Source organism: Luteimonas changyuni (assembly GCF_039548395.1).
Classification (GTDB): domain Bacteria; phylum Pseudomonadota; class Gammaproteobacteria; order Xanthomonadales; family Xanthomonadaceae; genus Luteimonas.
In genome coordinates this window covers 19,166-39,178 of record NZ_JBCLUZ010000007.1, presented here as the reverse complement: position 1 = coordinate 39,178, position 20,013 = coordinate 19,166, and the positions used below count along the sequence as shown (strand labels likewise).

Below are 20,013 nucleotides of genomic sequence, written 5' to 3'. Positions count from 1 at the left end.
CTAGGCCAGTTCGTGCAGGCGGGTGCGCAACAGGGCCAGGGCCCGGCCGCGGTGGCTGATCGCGTTCTTGCGCGCGGCCGGCAGTTCGGCGGCGGTCTGGCCGCTGTCGGGATCCAGGAACAGCGGGTCGTAGCCGAAGCCGCCGTCACCGCGCGGGGCGTGCAGGATGCGGCCGCGCCAGCTGCCCTCGACCACCAGCGGCCGCGGATCGGTGGCATGGCGCAGCAGCACGATGCAGCAGTGGAAGCTGGCGCCGCGGGCGTCGTCGGGCACGCCGTCGAGCTCATGCAGCAGGCGCTCGATGTTGCGCGCGGCGTTGCCGCCGGGACCGGCATAGCGTGCGGAATACAGGCCGGGTGCGCCGTCGAGGGCGTCCACGCACAGGCCCGAGTCGTCGCCCAGCGCCGGCAGGCCGGTGGCCTGCGCCGCGTTGCGGGCCTTCAGCAGGGCGTTCTCGACGAAGCTGAGCCCGGTCTCGTCGATATCCCCGACGCCGAGCTCCGACTGCGCGCGCAGCCTGAAGCCCGCTTCGCCGAGCAGCTCGCGCAGTTCGACCAGCTTGCCGGCGTTGCCGCTGGCCAGCACCAGGTCCATGGCTCAGCCCGCGGCCAGCGCGGCCTGCTGGGCCGCGAACAGTTCGCTGCAGCCCTTGGCCGCGAGCTCCAGCATCGCGTCGAGCTCGTCGCGGCGGAAGGCGTGGCCTTCGGCCGTGCCCTGAAGCTCGATGAACCCGCCGCCGTCGTTCATCACCACGTTCATGTCGGTGTCGCAGTCGCTGTCCTCGGCGTAGTCGAGGTCGAGCACCGGCACGCCGCCGTGGACGCCGACCGAAACCGCGGCAACCGCGCCGTGGACCGGGTCGCGCTTGATGTCGCCGCGCGCCTGCAGCCAGCGCGTCGCGTCGACCAGGGCCACGTAGGCGCCGGTGATCGCGGCGGTGCGGGTGCCGCCGTCGGCCTGCAGCACGTCGCAGTCCAGGGTGATGGTGCGCTCGCCCAGGGCGTCGCGGTTCACGCAGGCGCGCAGGCTGCGCCCGATCAGGCGCTGGATCTCCAGGGTGCGCCCGCCCTGCTTGCCGCGCGAGGCCTCGCGGTCGTTGCGGGTGTGGGTGGCGCGCGGAAGCATGCCGTATTCGGCGGTGACCCAGCCGGCGCCCTTGCCGCGCAGGAAGCCCGGCACGCGGTTCTCGACGCTGGCGGTGCACAGCACGCGGGTTTCGCCGAAGGCGACCAGCACCGAGCCCTCGGCGTGGCGGGTATAGCCGCGCTGGATGCGCACTTCGCGCATCTGGCCGGCCGCGCGGCCGCTGGGGCGTGGGGTCTGGGACATGTCGATTACCGCTGGAATGGCGCGCGAGTTTACCATCGGCACCCCGATCCACTGGATGCCGGCATGATCCGCAGCATGACCGCCTACGCTTCTGGCGAGCGCACGGCCCCCTGGGGCACGCTTGCCTGCGAGCTGCGTGCGGTCAACCACCGCTTCCTCGAGATCGGCATGCGCGCGCCCGACGAACTGCGCGCGCTGGAGCCGCAGCTGCGCGAGCGGATCTCGGCCCGGGTCTCGCGCGGCAAGCTCGATCTGTCGCTGCGCCTGCGCCCCGCCGAGGGCGCGGCATCGCTGCACGTCGACGAATCGTTGCTCGGCCAGCTGTCCGTGATCGCGCAGGACGCTGGCGCGCGCTTCCCCGGGCTGCGCACACAGTTCATCGACCTCCTCCAGTTCCCGGGCGTGCTGCGCTCGGCCGCGCCGGAGCCGGACGCGCTGCAGGCCGAGCTGCTGGCGCTGCTCGACCAGGTGCTGGGCGAGTTCATCGCCGCGCGCGAGCGCGAGGGCGGCAAGCTGGTGGCAAACATGCTCGAGCGCGTCGACGGCATCGAAGCGCGTGCGGCCGAGGTCCGGACGCTGGTGCCGCTGATCCGCGCCGGGCAGCGCACCAAACTCGAGGCGCGCCTGGCTGATCTTGCCCAGGCGGCGGATCCGGGACGCGTGGAACAGGAGCTGGTGCTGGCGCTGCAGAAGCTCGACGTCGACGAGGAGCTTGACCGCCTCGACAGCCACGTCGCCGAGATCCGTCGCGTGCTCGGCCAGCCCGAACCCGCCGGCCGCCGCCTCGACTTCCTGCTGCAGGAGTTCAACCGCGAGGCCAACACCCTGGGTTCGAAGTCGGTCGACGCCCGCACCACCAATATCGCGGTGGAGCTGAAGGTGCTGATCGACCAGGTCCGCGAACAGGTGCAGAACATTGAGTAGCGGCGACGCCCCGATGCGCGGGACCCTGTTCATGGTCGCGGCGCCGTCGGGCGCCGGGAAGTCGAGCATCGTCAACGCCTGCCTTGCGCGCGACCCCAACATCAGCCTCTCGGTCTCGTTCACCTCGCGCGCACCGCGTCCGGGCGAGCGCCACGGCGAGCATTACCACTTCGTCGACGACGCGGAATTCCAGCGCATGATCGATGCCGGCGATTTCTTCGAGCATGCACGCGTCCATGGCGACTGGAAGGGCACCGCGCGGCAGTCGGTCGATCCGCAGCTGGCGGCGGGCCGCGACGTGCTGCTCGAGATCGACTGGCAGGGCGCGCGCCAGGTCCGCGCCGCGGTCCCGGATTCGGTGGGCGTGTTCATCCTGCCGCCTTCGCGCGCCGCGCTCGACCAGCGCATGCGCAAGCGCGGCCAGGACAGCGAGGAGGTCATGGCCCGGCGCCTGGCGGCCGCGCGCGAGGAAATGTCGCACTACGGCGAGTTCGATTTCGTCATCGTCAACGAGGACTTCGACACCGCGGTGGCCGAGATGTGCGCGGTGTTCGGCGCCAGCCGCCTGCGGCGCGACGCGCAGGCGCGGCGCCACCAGGCGCTCATTCGCGCCCTGCTGGCGGGGGAATGACGCGGCCCGTCCTGCAAGTCACTGATTTTCATTGCGCCTTGCTTGTTTCCTGACTCCACGTGGGGTACCATTTCCGGTTCCTTACACCGCATCGACGGCCCGCCGGCCGCCCGGAGATTTATGGCCCGCATCACCGTTGAGGATTGCCTCCAGGTCATCGACAACCGCTTCGAGCTGGTCATGATGGCCGCCAAGCGCGCCCGCCAGCTTGCCAATGGCGTCGATTCGCAGATCGACAACAGCGAGAACGACGACAAGCCGACCGTGCTGGCGCTGCGCGAAATCGCCGCCCGCCGCATCGATGCCGACTACGTCGAAGCGGTCGAGAAGTCCGAGCGCGAGCGTCGCGAACGCGAAGCGCTGGAATGGGCTGCCGCCGAGGTGGTTGCCGACGACGAGCTTGGCAAGGGCGACGACGCCTGAGCCACCCGCACGCGCGCCAGCTGGCGCGCTGTCGCAGCACCCGCGCTGTCGCATCGACGGCCCCGCCCTGGCGGGGCCGTTCGCGTTCTGGCGAGCGAAGTCGCCTGCTCGCCAACCCGGTCGCTCCATTGCCGCCCTGCGGGCGCCCGCGTACGCTCGCTGCATGAATGCAGCCGAGCTTGCGCTGGTCACCGTGCCGATCCCGGGGGATGAAGAGATCCCGGGATACATGCGCGCGCTCGAGGCCGCCGCCGCCTATCTTCCCGCCGAGCAGATGCGGCTGCTGCGTCGCGCCTGGGCGGTGGGCGCCGCGGCGCACGCCGGCCAGGTGCGGAAGTCCGGCGAACCCTACATCACCCATCCGGTGGCGGTCGCCGGGGTGCTGGCCGAGCAGAAGGTCGACCTCGAGACCCTGGTCGCGGCGATCCTGCACGACACCATCGAAGACACCCCGCTGACGCGGGCCGCCCTTGCCAGCGAGTTCGGCGAATCGGTGGCGGAGCTGGTCGAAGGCGTGACCAAGCTCGACAAGCTGCATTTCGCCAGCCGCCGCGAGGCCGACGCCGAAAGCTTCCGCAAGATGATGCTGGCGATGGCGCGGGACCTGCGGGTGATCCTGATCAAGCTCGCCGATCGCCTGCACAACATGCGCACGCTCGGCGCGCAGTCGGGCGAGGCGCGGGCACGCATCGCCCGCGAGACGCTGGAGGTCTACGCACCGATCGCCCAGCGCCTGGGCATGAACCTGATCAAGTCCGAGCTGCAGGACCTGGGCTTCCGCGCGCTGTATCCCATGCGGCACCGGATACTCGACAAGCGCATCCGCACCCAGCCGCAGCTGCGCCGCGAGGCGATGGCCAAGATCGAAGCCCAGCTGGCGCAGCGGCTGACCAAGGAAGGGTTGAACTACCGGCTGGTGAGCCGGGTGAAGTCGCCCTGGAGCATCTACAACAAGATGCGCGCCGAGGCCAAGTCCTTCGCCCAGGTGATCGACGTCTTCGGCTTCCGGCTGATCGTGGGCACGGTTGCCGACTGCTACCACGCGCTCGGCGTGGCGCACTCGGTGTACAAGCCGGTCGACGGCCGCTTCCGCGACTTCATCGCCATCCCCAAGGCCAACGGCTACCAGTCGCTGCATACGGTGCTGTTCGGACCCTACGGTTCACCGATCGAGGTCCAGATCCGGACCGAGGAGATGGATCTGATCGCCGAGCGCGGCATCGCCGCGCACTGGGCCTACAAGCATGGTGGCAGCGGGCCCAACAGCGCCCAGCAGCGTGCGCATACGTGGATTTCCGGGCTGCTGGAGTCGCAAAGCGGCACCGGTTCGTCGCTGGAGTTCCTTGAAAACGTCAAGGTCGACCTGTTCCCCGACGAGGTCTACCTGTTCACGCCCAAGGGCGAGATCATGTCCCTGCCGCGCAACGCCACCGCCGTGGACTTCGCCTATGCCGTGCACACCGATGTCGGCAACCAGGCCGTGGCCGCGCGGGTGGATCGCAAGCTGGTGCCGCTGCGCACGCGTCTGGCCAGCGGGCAGACGGTCGAGGTCGTGACCGCGAAGTCGTCGCTGCCGCGGCCGCAGTGGCTGGAGTTCGTGGTCACCGGCAAGGCGCGCACGGCGATCCGGCAGCAGCTCAAGCAGCTCGAACACGAGGACGCCGTGCAGCTCGGCCACCGCATGCTCGACAGCGCGCTGGAGGACCTGGACAGCTCGCTCGAGCGCCTGCCCGCGGCCCAGCTCGAGGCCTACCTGGCCGAGCACCGCTACCCGCGGCTGGAGGCCCTGCTGGCCGATGTCGCGCTTGGCAACCGGATGCCGGCGCACGTGGCGCAGTCGCTCAGCCACAAGGATCCCGCAGGCGCGCGCGCGCACCGCGAGGACCGCATCCTGATCACCGGCGCCGAACGCGGCGTGTTGACCTTCGCCAACTGCTGCATGCCGATCCCGGGCGACGACATCATGGGTTACCACACCGCCGGGCGTGGCGTGATGGTGCATCGGATCGAGTGCCCGAACGTGGCCGAGTACCGCAAGTCGCCCGAACGCTGGGTCGACATCGGCTGGGACCGCGAGGTCACCGGCGACTACAACGTCGCGCTGCGCTTCCAGGTCGAGAACCGCCCCGGCGTGCTCGCCCAGGTGGCGGCGGCGGTCGCCAAGGCCGACTCCAACATCGATGCGGTGGAGTACCTGGAGCGCGATACCAACGTCTCGGTGATCCAGTTCGCCATCGAAGTGCGCGATCGCACCCACCTGGCCGACGTGATCCGCAAGGTGCGCAGGCTCGGCGTGGTCCATGGGGTGCAGCGCCAGTAGGCCCGCGCTCCATGGCGGCAGGCGCGCCGGGCGGTCATAATCGGCGGCTACTTCAATCGCAAGGATGTCGCGCATGCCCAGGCAACCCGTCCGCACCGGCGATGCACCCGCCGCGATCGGCCCGTACTCGCAGGCCACGCGCGCCGGCAATACCGTCTTTCTTTCCGGCCAGATCCCGCTGGATCCCGCCACCGGCGAGCTGGTGCCCGGCGATCTCGCCGCCCAGGCGCGCCGCGCCTTCGACAACCTGCGCGCGGTCTGCCAGGCCGGCGGTGGTTCGCTCGACGACGTTGCCCGCGTCGGTCTGTACCTGACCGACCTGTCGCAGTTCGCGGTGGTCAACGCCGTGATGGCCGAGTACTTCAGCGAACCGTATCCCGCGCGTTCGACCATCGAAGTGTCGGCGCTGCCCAAGGGCGCGCAGTTCGAGGTCGACGCGGTGATGGTCCTCGACTGAGGCGTGGCCGCGCGGCGCACGCCGGGTACGCCGGCACCCGGACTGGCGCCGGCCGGTGCGACCGCGCTGTCCACGCTTGCCGGCGTGGGCCCGAAGATCGCTGAAAAGCTTGCCGCGCGCGGCCTGGACACCCTGCAGGACCTCTGGCTGCAGCTTCCGCGTGGCTACGAGGACCGCACCGCGCTGACGCCGATCCGCTTGCTGCAGCCGGGCGTCGCGGCGCAGGTCGAAGGCCGGGTCGAGGCCGTTGAGCGGGGATTTCGCTACCGGCCGCTGCTGCGCGTTGCGCTCGGCGACGATTCGCAGGCGACGCTGGTGCTGCGTTTCTTCCACTTCCGTGCCGTGCAGGCCGCGCAGTTCCAGCCCGGGGTGCGGGTGCGCGCCTATGGCACGCCGCGACCGGGGCAGCGCGGCCTGGAAATCGTGCATCCCAGCTACAGCCTGCTCGATGACGCCGACGAGGCCGGACTCGGCGATCGCCTCGATCCTGTCTATCCCGCCGTGGAGGGCATCGGTCCGGCAGCGATGAAGCGCCTGATCACGCAGGCGCTCGACCGGCTCCCGGGCGACGATGTGCTCGAACTGCTGCCGCCCGGACTGCTGCGCGCGCACGGCCTGCCGGGCCTGCGCGAGGCACTTCTCACCGTGCACCGGCCGCCGCGCGATGCCGACGTCGACGCGCTGCTTGCCGGCACCCATCCGGCGCAGCGACGGCTGGCGTTCGAGGAATTGCTCGCGCACCACATCAGCATGCGCAGCCAGCGCCTGGCCCGCCAGGCCCATGACGCCACGCCGCTTGCCGACGCCAGCCTGGCCGAACGCCTGCGCGCCAGGCTGCCGTTCGCGCTCACCACGGCGCAGGAGCGGGTGTTTGCCGAGGTGCGCGCGGACGTGGCGCGGCCGGTGCCGATGCTGCGCCTGGTGCAGGGCGACGTTGGTTCGGGCAAGACCGTGGTCGCGGCGATGGCGGCGCTGATGGCGGTGGCCGATGGCCGCCAGGCGGCGCTGATGGCGCCCACCGAGCTGCTTGCCGAACAGCATCTGGCCAACCTGCGCGGCTGGCTCGAGCCGCTGGGCGTCGAGGTCACCTGGCTGGCGGGCAAGGTCACCGGCCGCGCGCGCAGCCGCGCGCTGGCCGAGGTCGCCGACGGCCGCGCGCAGGTGGTGGTCGGTACCCATGCCCTGATGCAGCAGGCGGTGGCCTTCCACGACCTTGCGCTTGCGATCGTCGACGAGCAGCACCGCTTCGGCGTCCACCAGCGCCTGGCCCTGCGCGACAAGGGCGGCGAGGGCGGCCGCGTGCCGCACCAGCTGGTGATGACCGCAACGCCGATCCCGCGGACGCTTGCCATGGCCGCCTATGCCGATCTCGACGTGTCCGCCATCGATGAACTTCCGCCCGGGCGCACGCCGGTGCAGACCGTGGTCATGGCCGAGGGCCGCCGCCCGGAGCTGATCGAACGCATCCGCGCCGCCTGCGCCGAAGGCCGCCAGGCCTATTGGGTGTGCACGATCATCGACGAGTCCGACGAAGTGGTCGCGCAGGCCGCGCAGGCGACGTTCGAAGGCTTGTCGGCCGCGCTTCCCGGGCTGCGCGTGGGCCTGGTGCACGGACGCATGAAGGCCGCGGAGAAGCAGGCCGCGATGCGCGCATTCAAGGACGGCGACTCCGACCTCCTGGTGGCGACCACCGTGATCGAGGTCGGCGTCGACGTGCCCAATGCCTCGCTGATGGTGATCGAGAACGCCGAGCGGCTGGGGCTTGCGCAGCTGCACCAGCTGCGCGGGCGGGTGGGGCGGGGCAGTGAAGCGTCCAGCTGCGTGCTGCTCTACCAGGCACCACTGTCGCGCACCGCGCGCGAGCGCCTGGCGACGATGCGCGAAACCGGCGACGGCTTCGTCATCGCCGAAAAGGACCTCGAGCTGCGTGGTCCAGGCGAACTGCTGGGCACGCGCCAGACCGGCCTGGCCGCGTTCCGCGTGGCCGACCTTGCGCGCGACGCGGGAATGCTGCCGCTGGTGCACGAGCTCGGCGAAGGGCTGTTGCGGGATCATCCGGCGGTGGCCGCAGGCCTGGTCGCGCGCTGGGTCGGCGGGGCGGCCCGGTACGCTTCGGCCTGATCGGGGATAATCGGGCGATGGACGAACGCATTCCGCTGTTGATCGATACCGACCCGGGCGTCGATGACGCACTGGCCCTGCTGATGGCCTTCGCCGATCCGCGGCACGAGGTCGTGGGACTGACCATCGCCGCCGGCAACGTCGGCCTCGGGCACACCGTGGCCAATGCACTGAAGCTGTGCGAGCTGCTGGGTCGCGACGACGTCCCGGTGTTCGCCGGCTGCGACCGCCCGCTGCTGCACCCGGCGCCGGATGCCGCCAACGTGCACGGCCGCGACGGTTTCGGAGACGCCGGCCTGGCGCCGGCTACGCGCGGCGCGGAGTCACGCCACGCCGCCGAAGCCATCATCGAACTCTCGCACCGGCACCGCGGCCGCCTGCTGCTGGTGGCGCTCGGACCGCTGACCAACGTCGCGCTCGCGCTGCGCCTGGACCCGACGCTGCCCTCGCGCGTGGCGCGGCTGGTGGTGATGGGCGGCGCGGTCACCGGCCGCGGCAACATCACGCCATCGGCCGAATTCAACGTGTTCTTTGATCCCGAAGCGGCACATATCGTGTTCGAGGCCTTCGAGCGCTTCGATCTCTGCGACTGGGAGGCGACCATGGCCCATGGCTTCCTCCATGCCGACGTCGAACGCTGGCTGGCGGCGCCGGGTCCGGTCGCCGCGTTCTACGAGGCTGTGTCGCGGCATACCCGGCTCTGGTCGGCCGACGCCCGCGGCGAGCGCTGGCACTCCGCCGATTCCCTGGCCATGGCCATGGCGCTGTGTCCCGACGGCGTGCTTGAGGCGGAGGAGCGCCCGATCGAAGTCGTGCTGGGGCATTCTGCCGCCCGTGGCGCGACGCTGGTCGACTGGCAGCGCCAGCTGGGGCGTCCGGACCGGGCGCGGATCCTGCTTCGCTACGACCAGGCGGCCTACGAAGCGCAGGTGCGCGATTGTCTCGCCTGAAGGCTTGCGGGCCGTTCTGCTGCCGGCTATAATGCCGCTCTTCCCTCGATCACTCTGGTGCCCGCCATGAAGGCCGACATCCATCCCGAATACCGCGACGTCGTCTTCCAGGACGTGACCTCGGACTTCAAGATCCTCACCCGTTCCACGCTCTCCAGCAAAGAGACCGTGAAGTGGGAGGACGGCAATGAATATCCGCTTGTCAAGATCGAAGTCTCCTCGGCTTCGCATCCGTTCTACACCGGCCAGAACAAGCTGATGGACACCAGCGGTCGCGTCGACAAGTTCCGCAAGCGCTACGCCAAGTAAGCGCGGGCAAGAGCGCACGCCCCGACGGCCACCGCAAGGTGGCCGTCGTCGTTTCCGGCGCACGCCGCTATGCGATAATTGCCGCATCGCGGCAAAGCCGCGATCCGCCTGATTCCCCGACCGCCCGCGCCCACCGCGCCGGCGCGGGACGCCAAGAAGGAGTGCGAGAGTGTCCGCCAACCAGAACACGGCCGGCAGCGAGCCGTTCATCGCCACCGTCCAGGTCGACGGCACGTCCGTCGAGCTGCCGGTCATCAAGCCCACGCTCGGCAACGAGTGCATCGACATCGCGAAGCTGCCCAAGGCCACCGGGCGCTTCACTTATGATTCCGGCTTCACCGCGACTGCCAGCTGCAAGTCCGCCATCACCTATATCGACGGCGACGAGGGCGTGCTGCTGTACCGCGGCTACCCGATCGAGCAGCTGGCCGAGCACTCGAACTTCCTCGAGGTCGCCTATCTGCTGATGAACGGCGAGCTGCCGGACCAGGCCGAAATGGCCGCGTTCGACCACGACGTCACGCACCACACGATGATGCACGAGGCGTTCAAGAGCTTCATCGGCGGTTTCCGCCATGACGCCCATCCGATGGCGATGCTGGTCGGCATGCTCGGCTCGATGGCGAGCTTCTACCACAACGACCTCGACTACGACGACCCGCAGCAGCGCCGCCTGGCCGGGATCCGGCTGATCGCCAAGCTGCCGACCATAGCCGCCGCCTGCCACCGCTACTCGATGGGCTGGCCGCTGAGCTACCCGCGCAACGACCTCGGCTACGTCGAACGCTTCCTGCACATGATGTTCGAGTTGCCCAGCGGCCCGCTTGAGCTGCCGCCGGTCGCCGCCAAGGCGCTCGACCTGCTGTTCATCCTGCACGCCGACCACGAGCAGAACGCGTCGACCTCGACCGTGCGCCTGGTCGGTTCCACCGGTGCAAACCCGTATGCGTGCATCGCCGCGGGCGTGGCCGCGCTGTGGGGTCCGGCACACGGCGGCGCCAACGAAGCCGTGCTCAAGATGCTGGGCGACATCGGCGACGTGAAGAACGTGCAGTCCGCGGTCGATCGCGCCAAGGACAAGGAGTCGGGCTTCCGCCTGATGGGCTTCGGCCACCGTGTCTACAAGAACTTCGACCCGCGCGCGAAGATCATCCGCGAGATGACCCACAAGGTGCTGGGCGAGCTCGGCGTCGACGACCCGATGCTCGAGGTCGCGATGCGCCTGGAAGAGGCCGCGCTGAAAGACGACTACTTCGTGCAGCGCAAGCTGTACCCGAACGTCGATTTCTACAGCGGCATCATCTACAAGGCGCTGAAGATCCCGACCGAGATGTTCACGGTGATGTTCGCGATCGCGCGCACCGCCGGCTGGGTCTCGCACTGGCTGGAACAGCAGACCGATCCCGAGTTCAAGATCGGCCGCCCGCGGCAGATCTACACCGGTGCGGCTTCGCGCGACTACGTGGCCACTGACAAGCGCTGACACCTGTCCTCGACGCGCTGCACGCAAAACGCCCCGGATCCGCGGGGCGTTTTGCGTTCCCGTGCAGGAAATTCCGACATGGACGCCGGTCCTGCACGGATGGTGCGTCATTGCGCCGGCGCTGAAGATGAGCTGCAGCCGCGCACCCGGCACCCCGCCAACGCGGATCACTCTCCAGGGAAGGAGCACACCATGCGCATCAAAACGCAATTCACAGCCGTCATGGCGGCGGCACTGCTGGCGTCCGCGGCATTTGCCGTCCCGGCGCAGGAACTCGAGGTGCGCAAAGGCGTCGTCACGGCGATGCAGCCCACCGACGTGCAGGCACCGGTCGTCAGCACGTCGACCAAGCGGCAACTTGGCGGAATGCTGGGCCGTGCACTCGGCCAGGCGGTCGGTGGACGCGGTGGGCAGGCCTATGAGCTGACCCTGGCGGCGGGGAGCCTCGGCGCCGACATCGCGTCCAGCGATGCGGGGGCGGCAGGGCGCGGCAACTACCTGCTCACGGTGCGCTTCGATGACGCTTCGGAGTCGGCATTCACGCGACGCGGCGAGCAGCTCGCCCGCATCCGGGTTGGCAGTCGGGTGAAGGTGGTCGGTACGGGAGACTCGGTCACGCTGCTCGCCGAATAGCCCCTTGCCTTATCGCTGCGGGGCGCTGGATCCGAAGCCGGCGACTCCGTCCGCGGCGAGCAGTTCCCGCAGCTGGGCACGTGAGGCGCGCCGCATCGGCCGTTCATCAGTGCCCGACAGCGGCGCCTGGCGCAGTGTGTCCAGCGGCAACACGGTCAGGTCGAAGGCCAGGCCGTCGGCGCTGAAGGTCCAGACCGGCGCGTCGTAGTCGCGCGTCCGGTCCAGGCGCATGCGGCGCGAGCTTGCCTCGGCCGGAATGCCGGCGTCGGCCAGGACGCGCGTGACCTCGTCGGCGTCGTCGGCGTGCAGGTGCAGCGACACTGCGGTGTGCCCGTCTGCGGTGCCGTCGAGCACGCGGCCGACCAGGCGTGGCTGGAAAGGCTCGAAGAAGGCGAGTGCCTGCAGCGCCGCTTCGCGGCGCATGCGCAGGGTATCGGCCTGCGCGTCGCCAACGAACAGGCGCTGGTATTCGCGCAGCGCATCCTCGACTTCGCGGTTGCGCGGCAGCGATGCGTCGTCGCGGATGCCCAGGCGGTCGGCGGCCTTGAGCTTGGCCTGGTGGTAGTCGCCGATGCCGCCTTCGGCCATCAGCCTGGCGGCTTCCTGTGCGAGCCGATGGCGGCGTTCACGGGTGTTTCGCTCGGCGTGCTGTCGGACGCGGCGCATGCAGGGTCTCCATGCTGACCCCGCAAGCCTAGCCGATGCGCGCGTCAGAAAATGTCGAAGGCCTCTTCGGCCGGCATTTCGTCGTCGAAGTCTTCGAACGTGGACTCCATTCGTTCGAGGTCCTCGGCCTTCACCCATTCGGTGATCCCGCCCTCGCCGGCCGGCAGCAGGCGGCCACTGGCGCTGACCGAAACCTTGACCATGCCCTCGGGAGGCTCGTTGGCCGCGATCGGCACGCCGTCCAGCGCCGAGCGCATGTAGTCGATCCAGATCGGCAGCGCCGACCGGCCGCCGTACTCGCGCCTGCCAAGCGAGCGGTTGTCGTCGCGGCCCACCCAGACCACGGTGACCAGGTTGCCGCCGAAGCCGGAGAACCAGGCGTCGCGATGGTCGTTGGTGGAGCCGGTCTTGCCGCCAACGTCCTCACGTCCCAGTACCTTGGCCTGGGTGCCGGTGCCGCGCTGGACCACGTCGCGCATCATCGACACCAGCTGGTAGGCAACGCGCGGGTCGATCGCGCGCGGCGCGATCACGGCATCCGGACCGGGTTGCTGCGCGGGCTCTTCGGCGCTGGTGTCCGCAATCACTTCCGGTGCGGGCAGCGACGGGCCGAGGTTGAAGCCGTCGACGACGGTGGACGGCACGCCCGGCTTGCCGCCGGCGCCACAGCTGCGGCACGCCACAGCCGGATTCTCCTTGAAGATCACCTGGCCGTCGCGGTCGCGGACCTCGTCGATGTACCAGGGCGTGACCAGGAAGCCGCCGTTGGCGAATACGCTGTAGCCGCGTGCGATATCCAGCGGTGCGAGTGACGGCGTGCCCAGCGAGATCGACAGGTTCGGTGGCAGCTCGGATTCGTCGAAGCCCATGTGGCTGATGTAGCGGCGCGCGTAATCCACGCCGATGGCATCGAGCAGCCGCACCGAAACCAGATTGCGCGATCGCACCAGTGCTTCGCGCAGGCGCATCGGGCCGACGAACCTGCCGTCGTCGTTCTGCGGCCTCCAGTCCTGGCCGCGGCGCATGCGGAACACCACCGGGGCGTCGGGCACGATGGATGCCGGATTGAAGCCGCGTTCGAAGGCGGCGGCGTAGATGAAGGGCTTGAAGCTCGAGCCCGGCTGGCGGCGCGCCTGCGTCGCGCGGTTGAACTTCTGTCCGGCGAAGCTGAAGCCGCCGACCAGCGCCCGCAGCGCGCCGTTGTCGGGCTCCAGCGAGACCAGCGTCGCCTGCGCGCGCGGCAGCTGGTCCAGCTGCCACGTCGGCCTGGCGTCTGCCGCCGGTGGCTCGCCGTCCTTGCCCTTGGGTTCGATGCGGCGCACGCGCGTGAGGTCGCCGCGCTTGAGGAGCGCGGCCGGGTTGCGCCCGGTCCAGCGGCTCGAAGCGGCGTCCAGCGTGACCACGGTGGCGTCGGCCAGCACCACGTCCGCGGTGCCGCCGTCGGCGCGCAGCACCACCGCCGGCAGGAGCCCGCCCTGCGCGAAGATCCCGCGCAGGCGTGCGGCGGCCGTCGCGGCATCCTCGTCGTCGGCCAGCTCGAAGCTCTGCTCGACCTTGGACCAGCCATGGCGATGGTCGTAGGTCGAAAGCCCGCTGCGCACCGACTGGTCGGCGGCGGCCTGCATCACCGGGTCGATGGTCGTGGTGACGTGGTAGCCACGGGTCAGCACGTCGCCGCCGTAGCGCGCGATCATTTCCTGGCGGACCATCTCGGCAACGTAGGGCGCGTAGACCTCGACCGGACGCTCGTGCGGACGCGCGTGCATTTCCACCGCCTGCGCCGCGGTCGCCCGGTCGCGGGTGATGAAGCCCAGGTCGGCCATGCGCTCGAGCACGTAGTCGCGACGGATCTGCGCGCGTTCGGGATTGGAGATCGGGTTGCCGCTCGATGGGAACTTGGGAATCGCCGCCAGCGCGGCGACCTCGTCGAGGTCGAGCTCGGCCAGCTTCTTGCCGTAGTAGAACTCGGCGGCGGCGGCGATGCCGTAGGCGCGGTTGCCGAAGAAACTCTTGTTGAGGTAAAGCTCGAAGATCTCGTCCTTGCTCAGCTCGCGCTCCATCTTCATCGCCAGCAGCATTTCCTCGAACTTGCGGCTGAAGCTGTATTCCGAGCTCAGGTAGAACTGTCGCGCCACCTGCTGGGTGATCGTGGAACCGCCCGGGACGCGCTCGTCGCTGGTCGTGGCCAGCAGCCAGATCGCGCGCGCCACGCCCTTGTAGTCGACGCCGCCGTGCTCGTAGAAGCGGTTGTCCTCGATCGCGACGAAGGCCTGCTTGACCGCGTCCGGAACCTCGGCGATGTCCACCGGGTAGCGTCGCATTTCGCCGAACAGCGCCATCAGCCGACCGTCGTTGGCGTAGACGTACATCGGTTCCTGCAGTTCGATGGTGCGCAGGCTCTCGACCTCCGGCAGGCGCGAGGACACGACGTAGTAGAGTGTGCCGGCCGCGAGCAGGCCGAGGACGGTGGCAAGTGCGGCCAGCAGCAGCAGCCAGCGAAACAGACGACGAAAGCGTGACATCGGATTGATCCTGGCCGTTTCGGGGCTTGGCGCGCCGTGGAGAGTCGCGCAGTATATATATGGATCGGCCGGGCGGCCGCGGGGCGCTCGGTCCAGAGGGGTGACGTTCTACGTCAAGACGTGACCGAACGCGCAATGCGACACGCTTTGGCGTGCCGCTTGTTGCCATTCGGTAAAAACTCCGTTATTTAATGCACCGGGGCACGAAGCGCACGTAAGCGCCCGTGACATGGGGAGAAAAGCGTGGGGCTCATCACAAAAAGCCAGGCACCGCTGGTCGGGGTCGATATCAGCTCGACAGCGGTCAAGCTGCTGCAGCTGTCGCGGTCGGGTGACCGCTATCGGGTCGAGCACTACGCCGTCGAGCCGCTGCCACCCAATGCGGTGGTCGAAAAGGGCATCGTCGAGGTCGAGGCCGTTGGCGAGGCGATCCGCCGCGCGATGGCGCGTTCGGGCAGCAAGGCCAAGCATGCGGCCGCGGCCGTTGCGGGCTCCGCCGTCATCATCAAGCTGATTCCGATGCCGGCCGACCTCGACGAAGAGGAAATGGAGTCCCAGGTCGAGCTCGAGGCGGTCAACTACATTCCGTACCCGATCGAAGAAGTGAACCTTGATTTCGAGGTGCTCGGTCCGATGCCGGGCAACACCGAGATGGTGCAGGTGATGCTGGCCGCGTCGCGTTCTGAAAGCGTCGAGATGCGCGCCTCCGCCCTCGAACTCGGCGGCCTTGCCGCCAGGGTCATGGACGTCGAGGCCTTCGCGATCGAGAACGCGTTCTCGCTGCTGGCGAACACGCTCAACGTACCGCGCGACGGCATCGTGGCCCTGGTCGACGTCGGCGCGACCATGACCACGCTCAGCATCCTGCGCAACGACCGCAGCCTGTACACCCGCGAGCAGGTCTTCGGCGGCAAGCAGCTCACCGACGAAGTCATGCGCCGCTACGGGCTGTCCTACGAGGAAGCCGGGCTGGCCAAGCGCCAGGGCGGACTGCCGGAAAGCTACGAGGTCGAGGTGCTGGAGCCGTTCAAGGAGGCGCTGGTCCAGCAGATCAGTCGCCTGCTGCAGTTCTTCTACGCCGGCAGCGAGTTCAATCGCGTCGACCAGGTGGTGCTGGCCGGGGGCTGCGCCTCCATCGCGGGCATCTCGGAGATGGTCGAGGAGCAGCTTGGCGTGCAGACCGTGGTCGCCAATCCGCTTGCGCAGATGACCCTGGGTCCGCGCGTGCAGGCCCATGCGCTGGCTCAGGATGCGCCCGCCCTGATGATTGCCTGCGGACTGGCCCTGAGGAGCTTCGACTGATGGCCCGCATCAACCTCCTGCCGTGGCGCGCCGAACGCCGCAAGCAGCGACAGAAGGAATTCGGCGTCATGCTGGCCTTCGCCGCGCTGGCCGGCGTGCTGCTCTGGTTCCTGGTCAACGGCTACTACAACGCGCAGATCGACGGCCAGAACACGCGCAACACCTATCTCAAGGACCAGATCCAGCAGGTCGAGGCGCGCATCACCGAGATCGACGAACTCGACCGCCAGAAGGCGCGCCTGCTGGCGCGCAAGGAAGTGATCGAGCAGCTGCAGGCCAACCGCTCGCAGATGGTCCATCTGTTCGACTCGCTGGTGCGGACCATTCCCGATGGCGTGGTGCTCACCAATATCAAACAGGTCGGCGAGAAGCTGACGCTGGAGGGCCGCTCGCAGTCCAATGCGCGCGTCAGCACCTACATGCGCAACCTCGAGGGCTCGGGCTGGATGACCAAGCCGGACCTCTCGATCATCGAAGCCCGCGACGGCGTGGCAGGCCTGCCCTACGCCTTCACCCTGGCCGTCGAGCTTGCCAACCCCAACGCGCCGAAGGACGAGGACGGCGACGGCATTCCGGATGCGGTTCCGCCGGTTGATTCCGCGGACGCCGCAACGCCTGCCGGCATCGCCCCCGATGCGTCGCCGGAGGCCGCCGGAGCTGCCGATGCCGCGCCTGCCGCCAACGCCGAACCCGCCGTCGAGGCCCCCGTGGACGCCGAAGAAGCCGTGCCGGCCGCTGAAGAAGGAGCCGCATCGTGAGCAAGCGCAAGATGTCGCTCAAGGAACTTGATTTCAACAACATCGGTTCCTGGCCGCGCGAGTACAAGATCGGTTTCTGCACGATCGTCGGCCTGCTGATCTTCGGCCTGGCGTGGTGGGTGTTCACCCGTGAAAAGGGCGACCAGCTCGAAGGCCTGGAGCGCACCGAGTCCGACCTGCGCGCCGAATTCGAGACCAAGCAGGGCCGCGCCGCCAACCTGGAGCCGCTCAAGCTCCAGCTGGCGCAGATGGAACAGCAGCTGCAGCAGATGCTGCGCCAGCTGCCCAGCCGCACCGAGATGCCCGACCTCATCGTCGACATCTCGCAGACCGCGCTGGCCACCGGCATCCAGAACGAGCTTTTCCAGCCCGGTCCGGAAACCCCCAAGGAGTTCTACGCCGAGAAGCCGATCGCGCTGCGCATGGTCGGCAGCTACCACCAGTTCGGCGCCTTTGTCAGCGGCGTGGCCTCGCTGCCGCGCGTGGTGATCATGACCATGCACGACATCCAGCTGCGTCCGCGCGGTGCCGACAAGGATCCGCGTGTCGGCATCCGCGCCAACTCGCCGCTCGAACTGGCCGGCACGGTGAAGACCTATCGCTACCTGGACGAGGAAGAAGCCGCTGCCCAGGAAGCCGCGGCCGCTGCAGCCGGGGGGAGCCGCTGACATGCGCATGACATCAAACGCCATCCGCGGGCTGGCCCTGGTCGCGGCCATCGCGGCAGTGGTCGGCTGCGGCCGCGGCATCACCAGCGAGCCCGGCGGCGCGCCGAACCTGGAGGAGTGGGCCGCCAACGTCCGCGCCCGTCCTGCGCCACCGCTTGACCCGTTGCCGGTGATGCAGCAGTTCGAGACCTTCGAATACGCGGCACAGGGCATGCGCGATCCGTTCAGCGCCGCCTTCAGCAACGAAGGTGGTGGCAGCGGGCCGCGGCCCGACTCCAATCGCCGCAAGCAGACGCTCGAGCAGTTCCCGCTCGACAGCCTGGACATGGTCGGGTCGCTTGGCGCGGGCAACAGTTTGAAGGCGCTCGTGATGGCGCCGGACAAGGTCACCTACCAGGTCGGCCCGGGTGTGTACATGGGCCAGAACGACGGCCGCGTCACCAGCGTTACCGATGACCGCATCGAACTCGTGGAACTCGTGCCCGATGGCTCGGGTGGCTGGCTGGAACGGCCGGCCTCGATTGCGCTCGAAGACAATTGATTAGGGGAAGCCAGATGACGTTCACCAACGCGCAACGCCGTTCGCCCACCCAGCGGGCACTTCCGCTCCGGGCAGGCGCCTGCGGTCTCCTCGCCGGCCTGCTTGGCGCCTTCGGGACGGTCAGCGCCGCTCCGAACCCGGGCGTGCCCGTGGCCAGCTTCGCCCAGTCGTCCGTGGTGGCGACGGATCCGGCGAAGCAGGTCCCGGCCGAAGTGGCCGTGGCCGACATCGACTTCAAGCGCGGCGACGGCGGCGCGGGGCGACTCGTGCTCCGCTTCGACGGCGAAGGTGCGGCGCCGGACCTGCGTACCGAAGGCGGTGCCGTGATCATCAACGTCGGCAACGCGTCGCTGCCGGCCTCGCTGCAGCGGCCGCTGAACGTCACCGACTTCGCGACTCCGGTGCAGCGGATCGATGCCAACCAGGGCGCCAAGGGCACCCAGATCGTGCTCAGCACGCAGGGGGCGTTCGAGCCGCTGGCCTACCAGACCGGCCGCGACTACATCGTCGAGATCGTGCCGCGCGCCGAAGCGCCGAACCGCGCCGTGGGCGCAGCCGCCGCCAATACCGTGGCGGCCACCGGCCAGGTCGTCGCTGGCCAGGCCGCGCAGGGCGAGACCCGCGCGTATCGCGGCCGTCCGGTCACGTTCAACTTCCAGGACGTTCCGGTGCGCACCGTGCTGCAGCTGATCGCCGAGCTGTCCGACCTCAACATCGTCGCCAGCGACAACGTCACCGGCAACGTCACCCTGCGCCTGATCAACGTGCCGTGGGACCAGGCGCTGGACATCGTGCTGCAGGCCAAGTCGCTGGACAAGCGCCGCAGCGGCAACGTGGTCTGGGTGGCGCCGCAGGTGGAGATCGCGAAGTTCGAGCAGGACATTGCCAATGCCCGGATCGCGCTCGAAGAGAGCGCGGAGATGGCCACCCAGTACATCCCGATTTCCTATGGCAGTGCGGAAGACATCGCAAAATTGCTCACCGACGAAAGCAAGACTGGTCAAGGGGGTGGAAGTCAAGGGGCGTCCAGTCGTGGCTTCCTGTCTTCGCGCGGCAGCCTCAGTTTTGATCGCCGCACGAACACCCTGCTGGTGATCGACATTCCCAAGCGCGTGGAGGAGATCCAACGCGTGGTGAATGAGCTCGACAAGCCCGTCGATCAGGTGGTGATCGAAGCGCGGATCGTGATTGCCAACGAATCTTTCGCACGTGACCTGGGCTCTCGTTTTGGCGTCCGGGCGGAGAAAGATCGTCTGATCACATCTGGTTCGCTTGAGGGCAATCAAGCACCTGGAGGGGGGTGGAGCGAGCAGACGCTGAACACCAATTTCGGTCTCGGAGACCTGAATCCGGGTTCGATCGCTTTCACTATCCTCGGGAACACCATTGACTGGGACTTGGAGCTGCAAGCTCTGCAACAGGAGCAGCGGGGCGAAGTAGTTTCCAACCCGCGTGTAGTCACCAGCAATCAGCGCGAGGCGATCATCCGTCAGGGACGCGAGGTGGGGTACCTAACCATCCAGGCCAGCCAGGGACAGAGCCAGCCCAGCGTCCAGTTCAAGGAAGCTCTGCTTGAACTCAAGGTTACGCCGACGATTACATCTGATGGGCGCGTATTCCTGACCCTTGCCGTCAAGAAGGATGAGGTGGAGGACTACACTACAATCGCGGGCTATGGTTCTATTCCGAACCTCGCGAAGCGCGAAGTGACCACTGCGGTATTGATCGAAGACGGTCAAACGGTAGTGATTGGCGGTGTCTATGAGTTCGAGGACCGCAATTCCGTGTCCAAGGTGCCGTTCCTGGGCGACCTGCCGATCCTCGGCAACCTGTTCAAGACCAAGAGCCGTTCCAAGGCCAAGGCCGAGCTGCTGATCTTCGTGACTCCGCGCGTGCTGCGCGTGGCGCCACGCGGATACTGATTTCTTTCAAGCCAGTGTGATGCGCGACGGGGCCCATCGGGCCCCGTCGCCGTT

The 20,013-nt window shown here is 68.6% G+C and carries 19 protein-coding genes; 15 read left to right on the top strand and 4 right to left on the bottom strand.

The annotated features are described in order from the left end of the window. Positions 1-594: an RdgB/HAM1 family non-canonical purine NTP pyrophosphatase gene (gene rdgB, locus WCD84_RS04825; RefSeq protein WP_343254718.1), complete on the bottom strand. Its 594-nt coding sequence runs from the start codon at positions 592-594 to the stop codon at positions 1-3. A 3-nt stretch (positions 595-597) separates the two neighbouring features. Next, positions 598-1,329, bottom strand: a complete 732-nt coding sequence (gene rph, locus WCD84_RS04820; protein ID WP_343279041.1) for a ribonuclease PH — start codon at positions 1,327-1,329, stop codon at positions 598-600. A gap of 63 nt (positions 1,330-1,392) precedes the next feature. On the opposite strand from rph, the gene WCD84_RS04815 reads away from it, so the two are divergent. The 10 genes from WCD84_RS04815 to WCD84_RS04770 all read left to right on the top strand — a co-directional run bounded on the left by WCD84_RS04815 (position 1,393) and on the right by WCD84_RS04770 (position 11,580). Continuing rightward, complete coding sequence (locus tag WCD84_RS04815) at positions 1,393-2,253, top strand: YicC/YloC family endoribonuclease (protein ID WP_343280602.1); 861 nt, start codon at positions 1,393-1,395, stop codon at positions 2,251-2,253. A 13-nt stretch (positions 2,254-2,266) separates the two neighbouring features. Continuing rightward, on the top strand, positions 2,267-2,884 hold the full coding sequence (gmk, locus tag WCD84_RS04810; protein WP_343280601.1) for a guanylate kinase: 618 nt from the start codon (positions 2,267-2,269) through the stop codon (positions 2,882-2,884). 120 nt (positions 2,885-3,004) lie between these two features. Beyond that, positions 3,005-3,307 (top strand): DNA-directed RNA polymerase subunit omega, encoded by a 303-nt coding sequence (gene rpoZ, locus WCD84_RS04805; protein WP_343254714.1) that lies wholly within the window; start codon positions 3,005-3,007, stop codon positions 3,305-3,307. 163 nt (positions 3,308-3,470) lie between these two features. Continuing rightward, the gene (locus WCD84_RS04800; RefSeq protein ID WP_343280600.1) at positions 3,471-5,627 is read left to right on the top strand and encodes a RelA/SpoT family protein; all 2,157 of its coding nucleotides are present in this window, start codon (positions 3,471-3,473) and stop codon (positions 5,625-5,627) included. 73 nt (positions 5,628-5,700) lie between these two features. After that, the gene (locus WCD84_RS04795) at positions 5,701-6,084 is read left to right on the top strand and encodes a RidA family protein (RefSeq protein ID WP_343279045.1); all 384 of its coding nucleotides are present in this window, start codon (positions 5,701-5,703) and stop codon (positions 6,082-6,084) included. A gap of 3 nt (positions 6,085-6,087) precedes the next feature. Then, a complete protein-coding gene (gene recG, locus WCD84_RS04790) occupies positions 6,088-8,205 on the top strand; it encodes an ATP-dependent DNA helicase RecG (RefSeq protein WP_343280599.1) in 2,118 nt (705 codons plus the stop codon). 17 nt (positions 8,206-8,222) lie between these two features. Continuing rightward, on the top strand, positions 8,223-9,155 hold the full coding sequence (locus WCD84_RS04785) for a nucleoside hydrolase (RefSeq protein ID WP_343280598.1): 933 nt from the start codon (positions 8,223-8,225) through the stop codon (positions 9,153-9,155). A 66-nt stretch (positions 9,156-9,221) separates the two neighbouring features. Beyond that, positions 9,222-9,464, top strand: coding sequence for a type B 50S ribosomal protein L31 (locus WCD84_RS04780; RefSeq protein WP_343254709.1), 243 nt, complete (start codon positions 9,222-9,224; stop codon positions 9,462-9,464). A 208-nt stretch (positions 9,465-9,672) separates the two neighbouring features. Next, positions 9,673-10,947: a citrate synthase gene (locus WCD84_RS04775; RefSeq protein ID WP_343280614.1), complete on the top strand. Its 1,275-nt coding sequence runs from the start codon at positions 9,673-9,675 to the stop codon at positions 10,945-10,947. A 192-nt stretch (positions 10,948-11,139) separates the two neighbouring features. Then, on the top strand, positions 11,140-11,580 hold the full coding sequence (locus WCD84_RS04770) for a hypothetical protein (protein WP_343279048.1): 441 nt from the start codon (positions 11,140-11,142) through the stop codon (positions 11,578-11,580). Positions 11,581-11,589: 9 nt separating this feature from the next. Here the strand turns inward: WCD84_RS04770 and WCD84_RS04765 are convergent, their stop codons facing one another. Both WCD84_RS04765 and WCD84_RS04760 read right to left on the bottom strand, forming a co-directional pair. Beyond that, complete coding sequence (locus tag WCD84_RS04765; protein WP_343280597.1) at positions 11,590-12,246, bottom strand: hypothetical protein; 657 nt, start codon at positions 12,244-12,246, stop codon at positions 11,590-11,592. Between the two features lie 44 nt (positions 12,247-12,290). Beyond that, positions 12,291-14,768 carry a penicillin-binding protein 1A gene (locus WCD84_RS04760; protein WP_343280596.1) on the bottom strand — a complete coding sequence of 826 codons (2,478 nt, stop codon included), beginning with the start codon at positions 14,766-14,768 and terminating at the stop codon, positions 12,291-12,293. 243 nt (positions 14,769-15,011) lie between these two features. Between WCD84_RS04760 and WCD84_RS04755 the strand changes: the two genes are divergently transcribed. Genes WCD84_RS04755 through WCD84_RS04735 form a run of 5 tightly spaced genes read left to right on the top strand, consistent with a single transcriptional unit; the run spans position 15,012 to position 19,959 of the window. Beyond that, the gene (locus tag WCD84_RS04755; RefSeq protein WP_343280595.1) at positions 15,012-16,070 is read left to right on the top strand and encodes a pilus assembly protein PilM; all 1,059 of its coding nucleotides are present in this window, start codon (positions 15,012-15,014) and stop codon (positions 16,068-16,070) included. Further along, positions 16,070-16,828 carry a PilN domain-containing protein gene (locus tag WCD84_RS04750; protein ID WP_343279052.1) on the top strand — a complete coding sequence of 253 codons (759 nt, stop codon included), beginning with the start codon at positions 16,070-16,072 and terminating at the stop codon, positions 16,826-16,828. Before WCD84_RS04755 ends, WCD84_RS04750 begins: the two co-directional genes overlap by 1 nt. An 11-nt stretch (positions 16,829-16,839) precedes the next feature. Next, positions 16,840-17,496: a type 4a pilus biogenesis protein PilO gene (locus WCD84_RS04745; RefSeq protein WP_449280064.1), complete on the top strand. Its 657-nt coding sequence runs from the start codon at positions 16,840-16,842 to the stop codon at positions 17,494-17,496. A gap of 7 nt (positions 17,497-17,503) precedes the next feature. Then, positions 17,504-18,037, top strand: coding sequence for a pilus assembly protein PilP (locus WCD84_RS04740; protein WP_343280613.1), 534 nt, complete (start codon positions 17,504-17,506; stop codon positions 18,035-18,037). A 14-nt stretch (positions 18,038-18,051) separates the two neighbouring features. Then, a complete protein-coding gene (locus tag WCD84_RS04735) occupies positions 18,052-19,959 on the top strand; it encodes a type IV pilus secretin PilQ (protein ID WP_343280593.1) in 1,908 nt (635 codons plus the stop codon). The last annotated feature ends 54 nt before the right edge of the window (positions 19,960-20,013 follow it).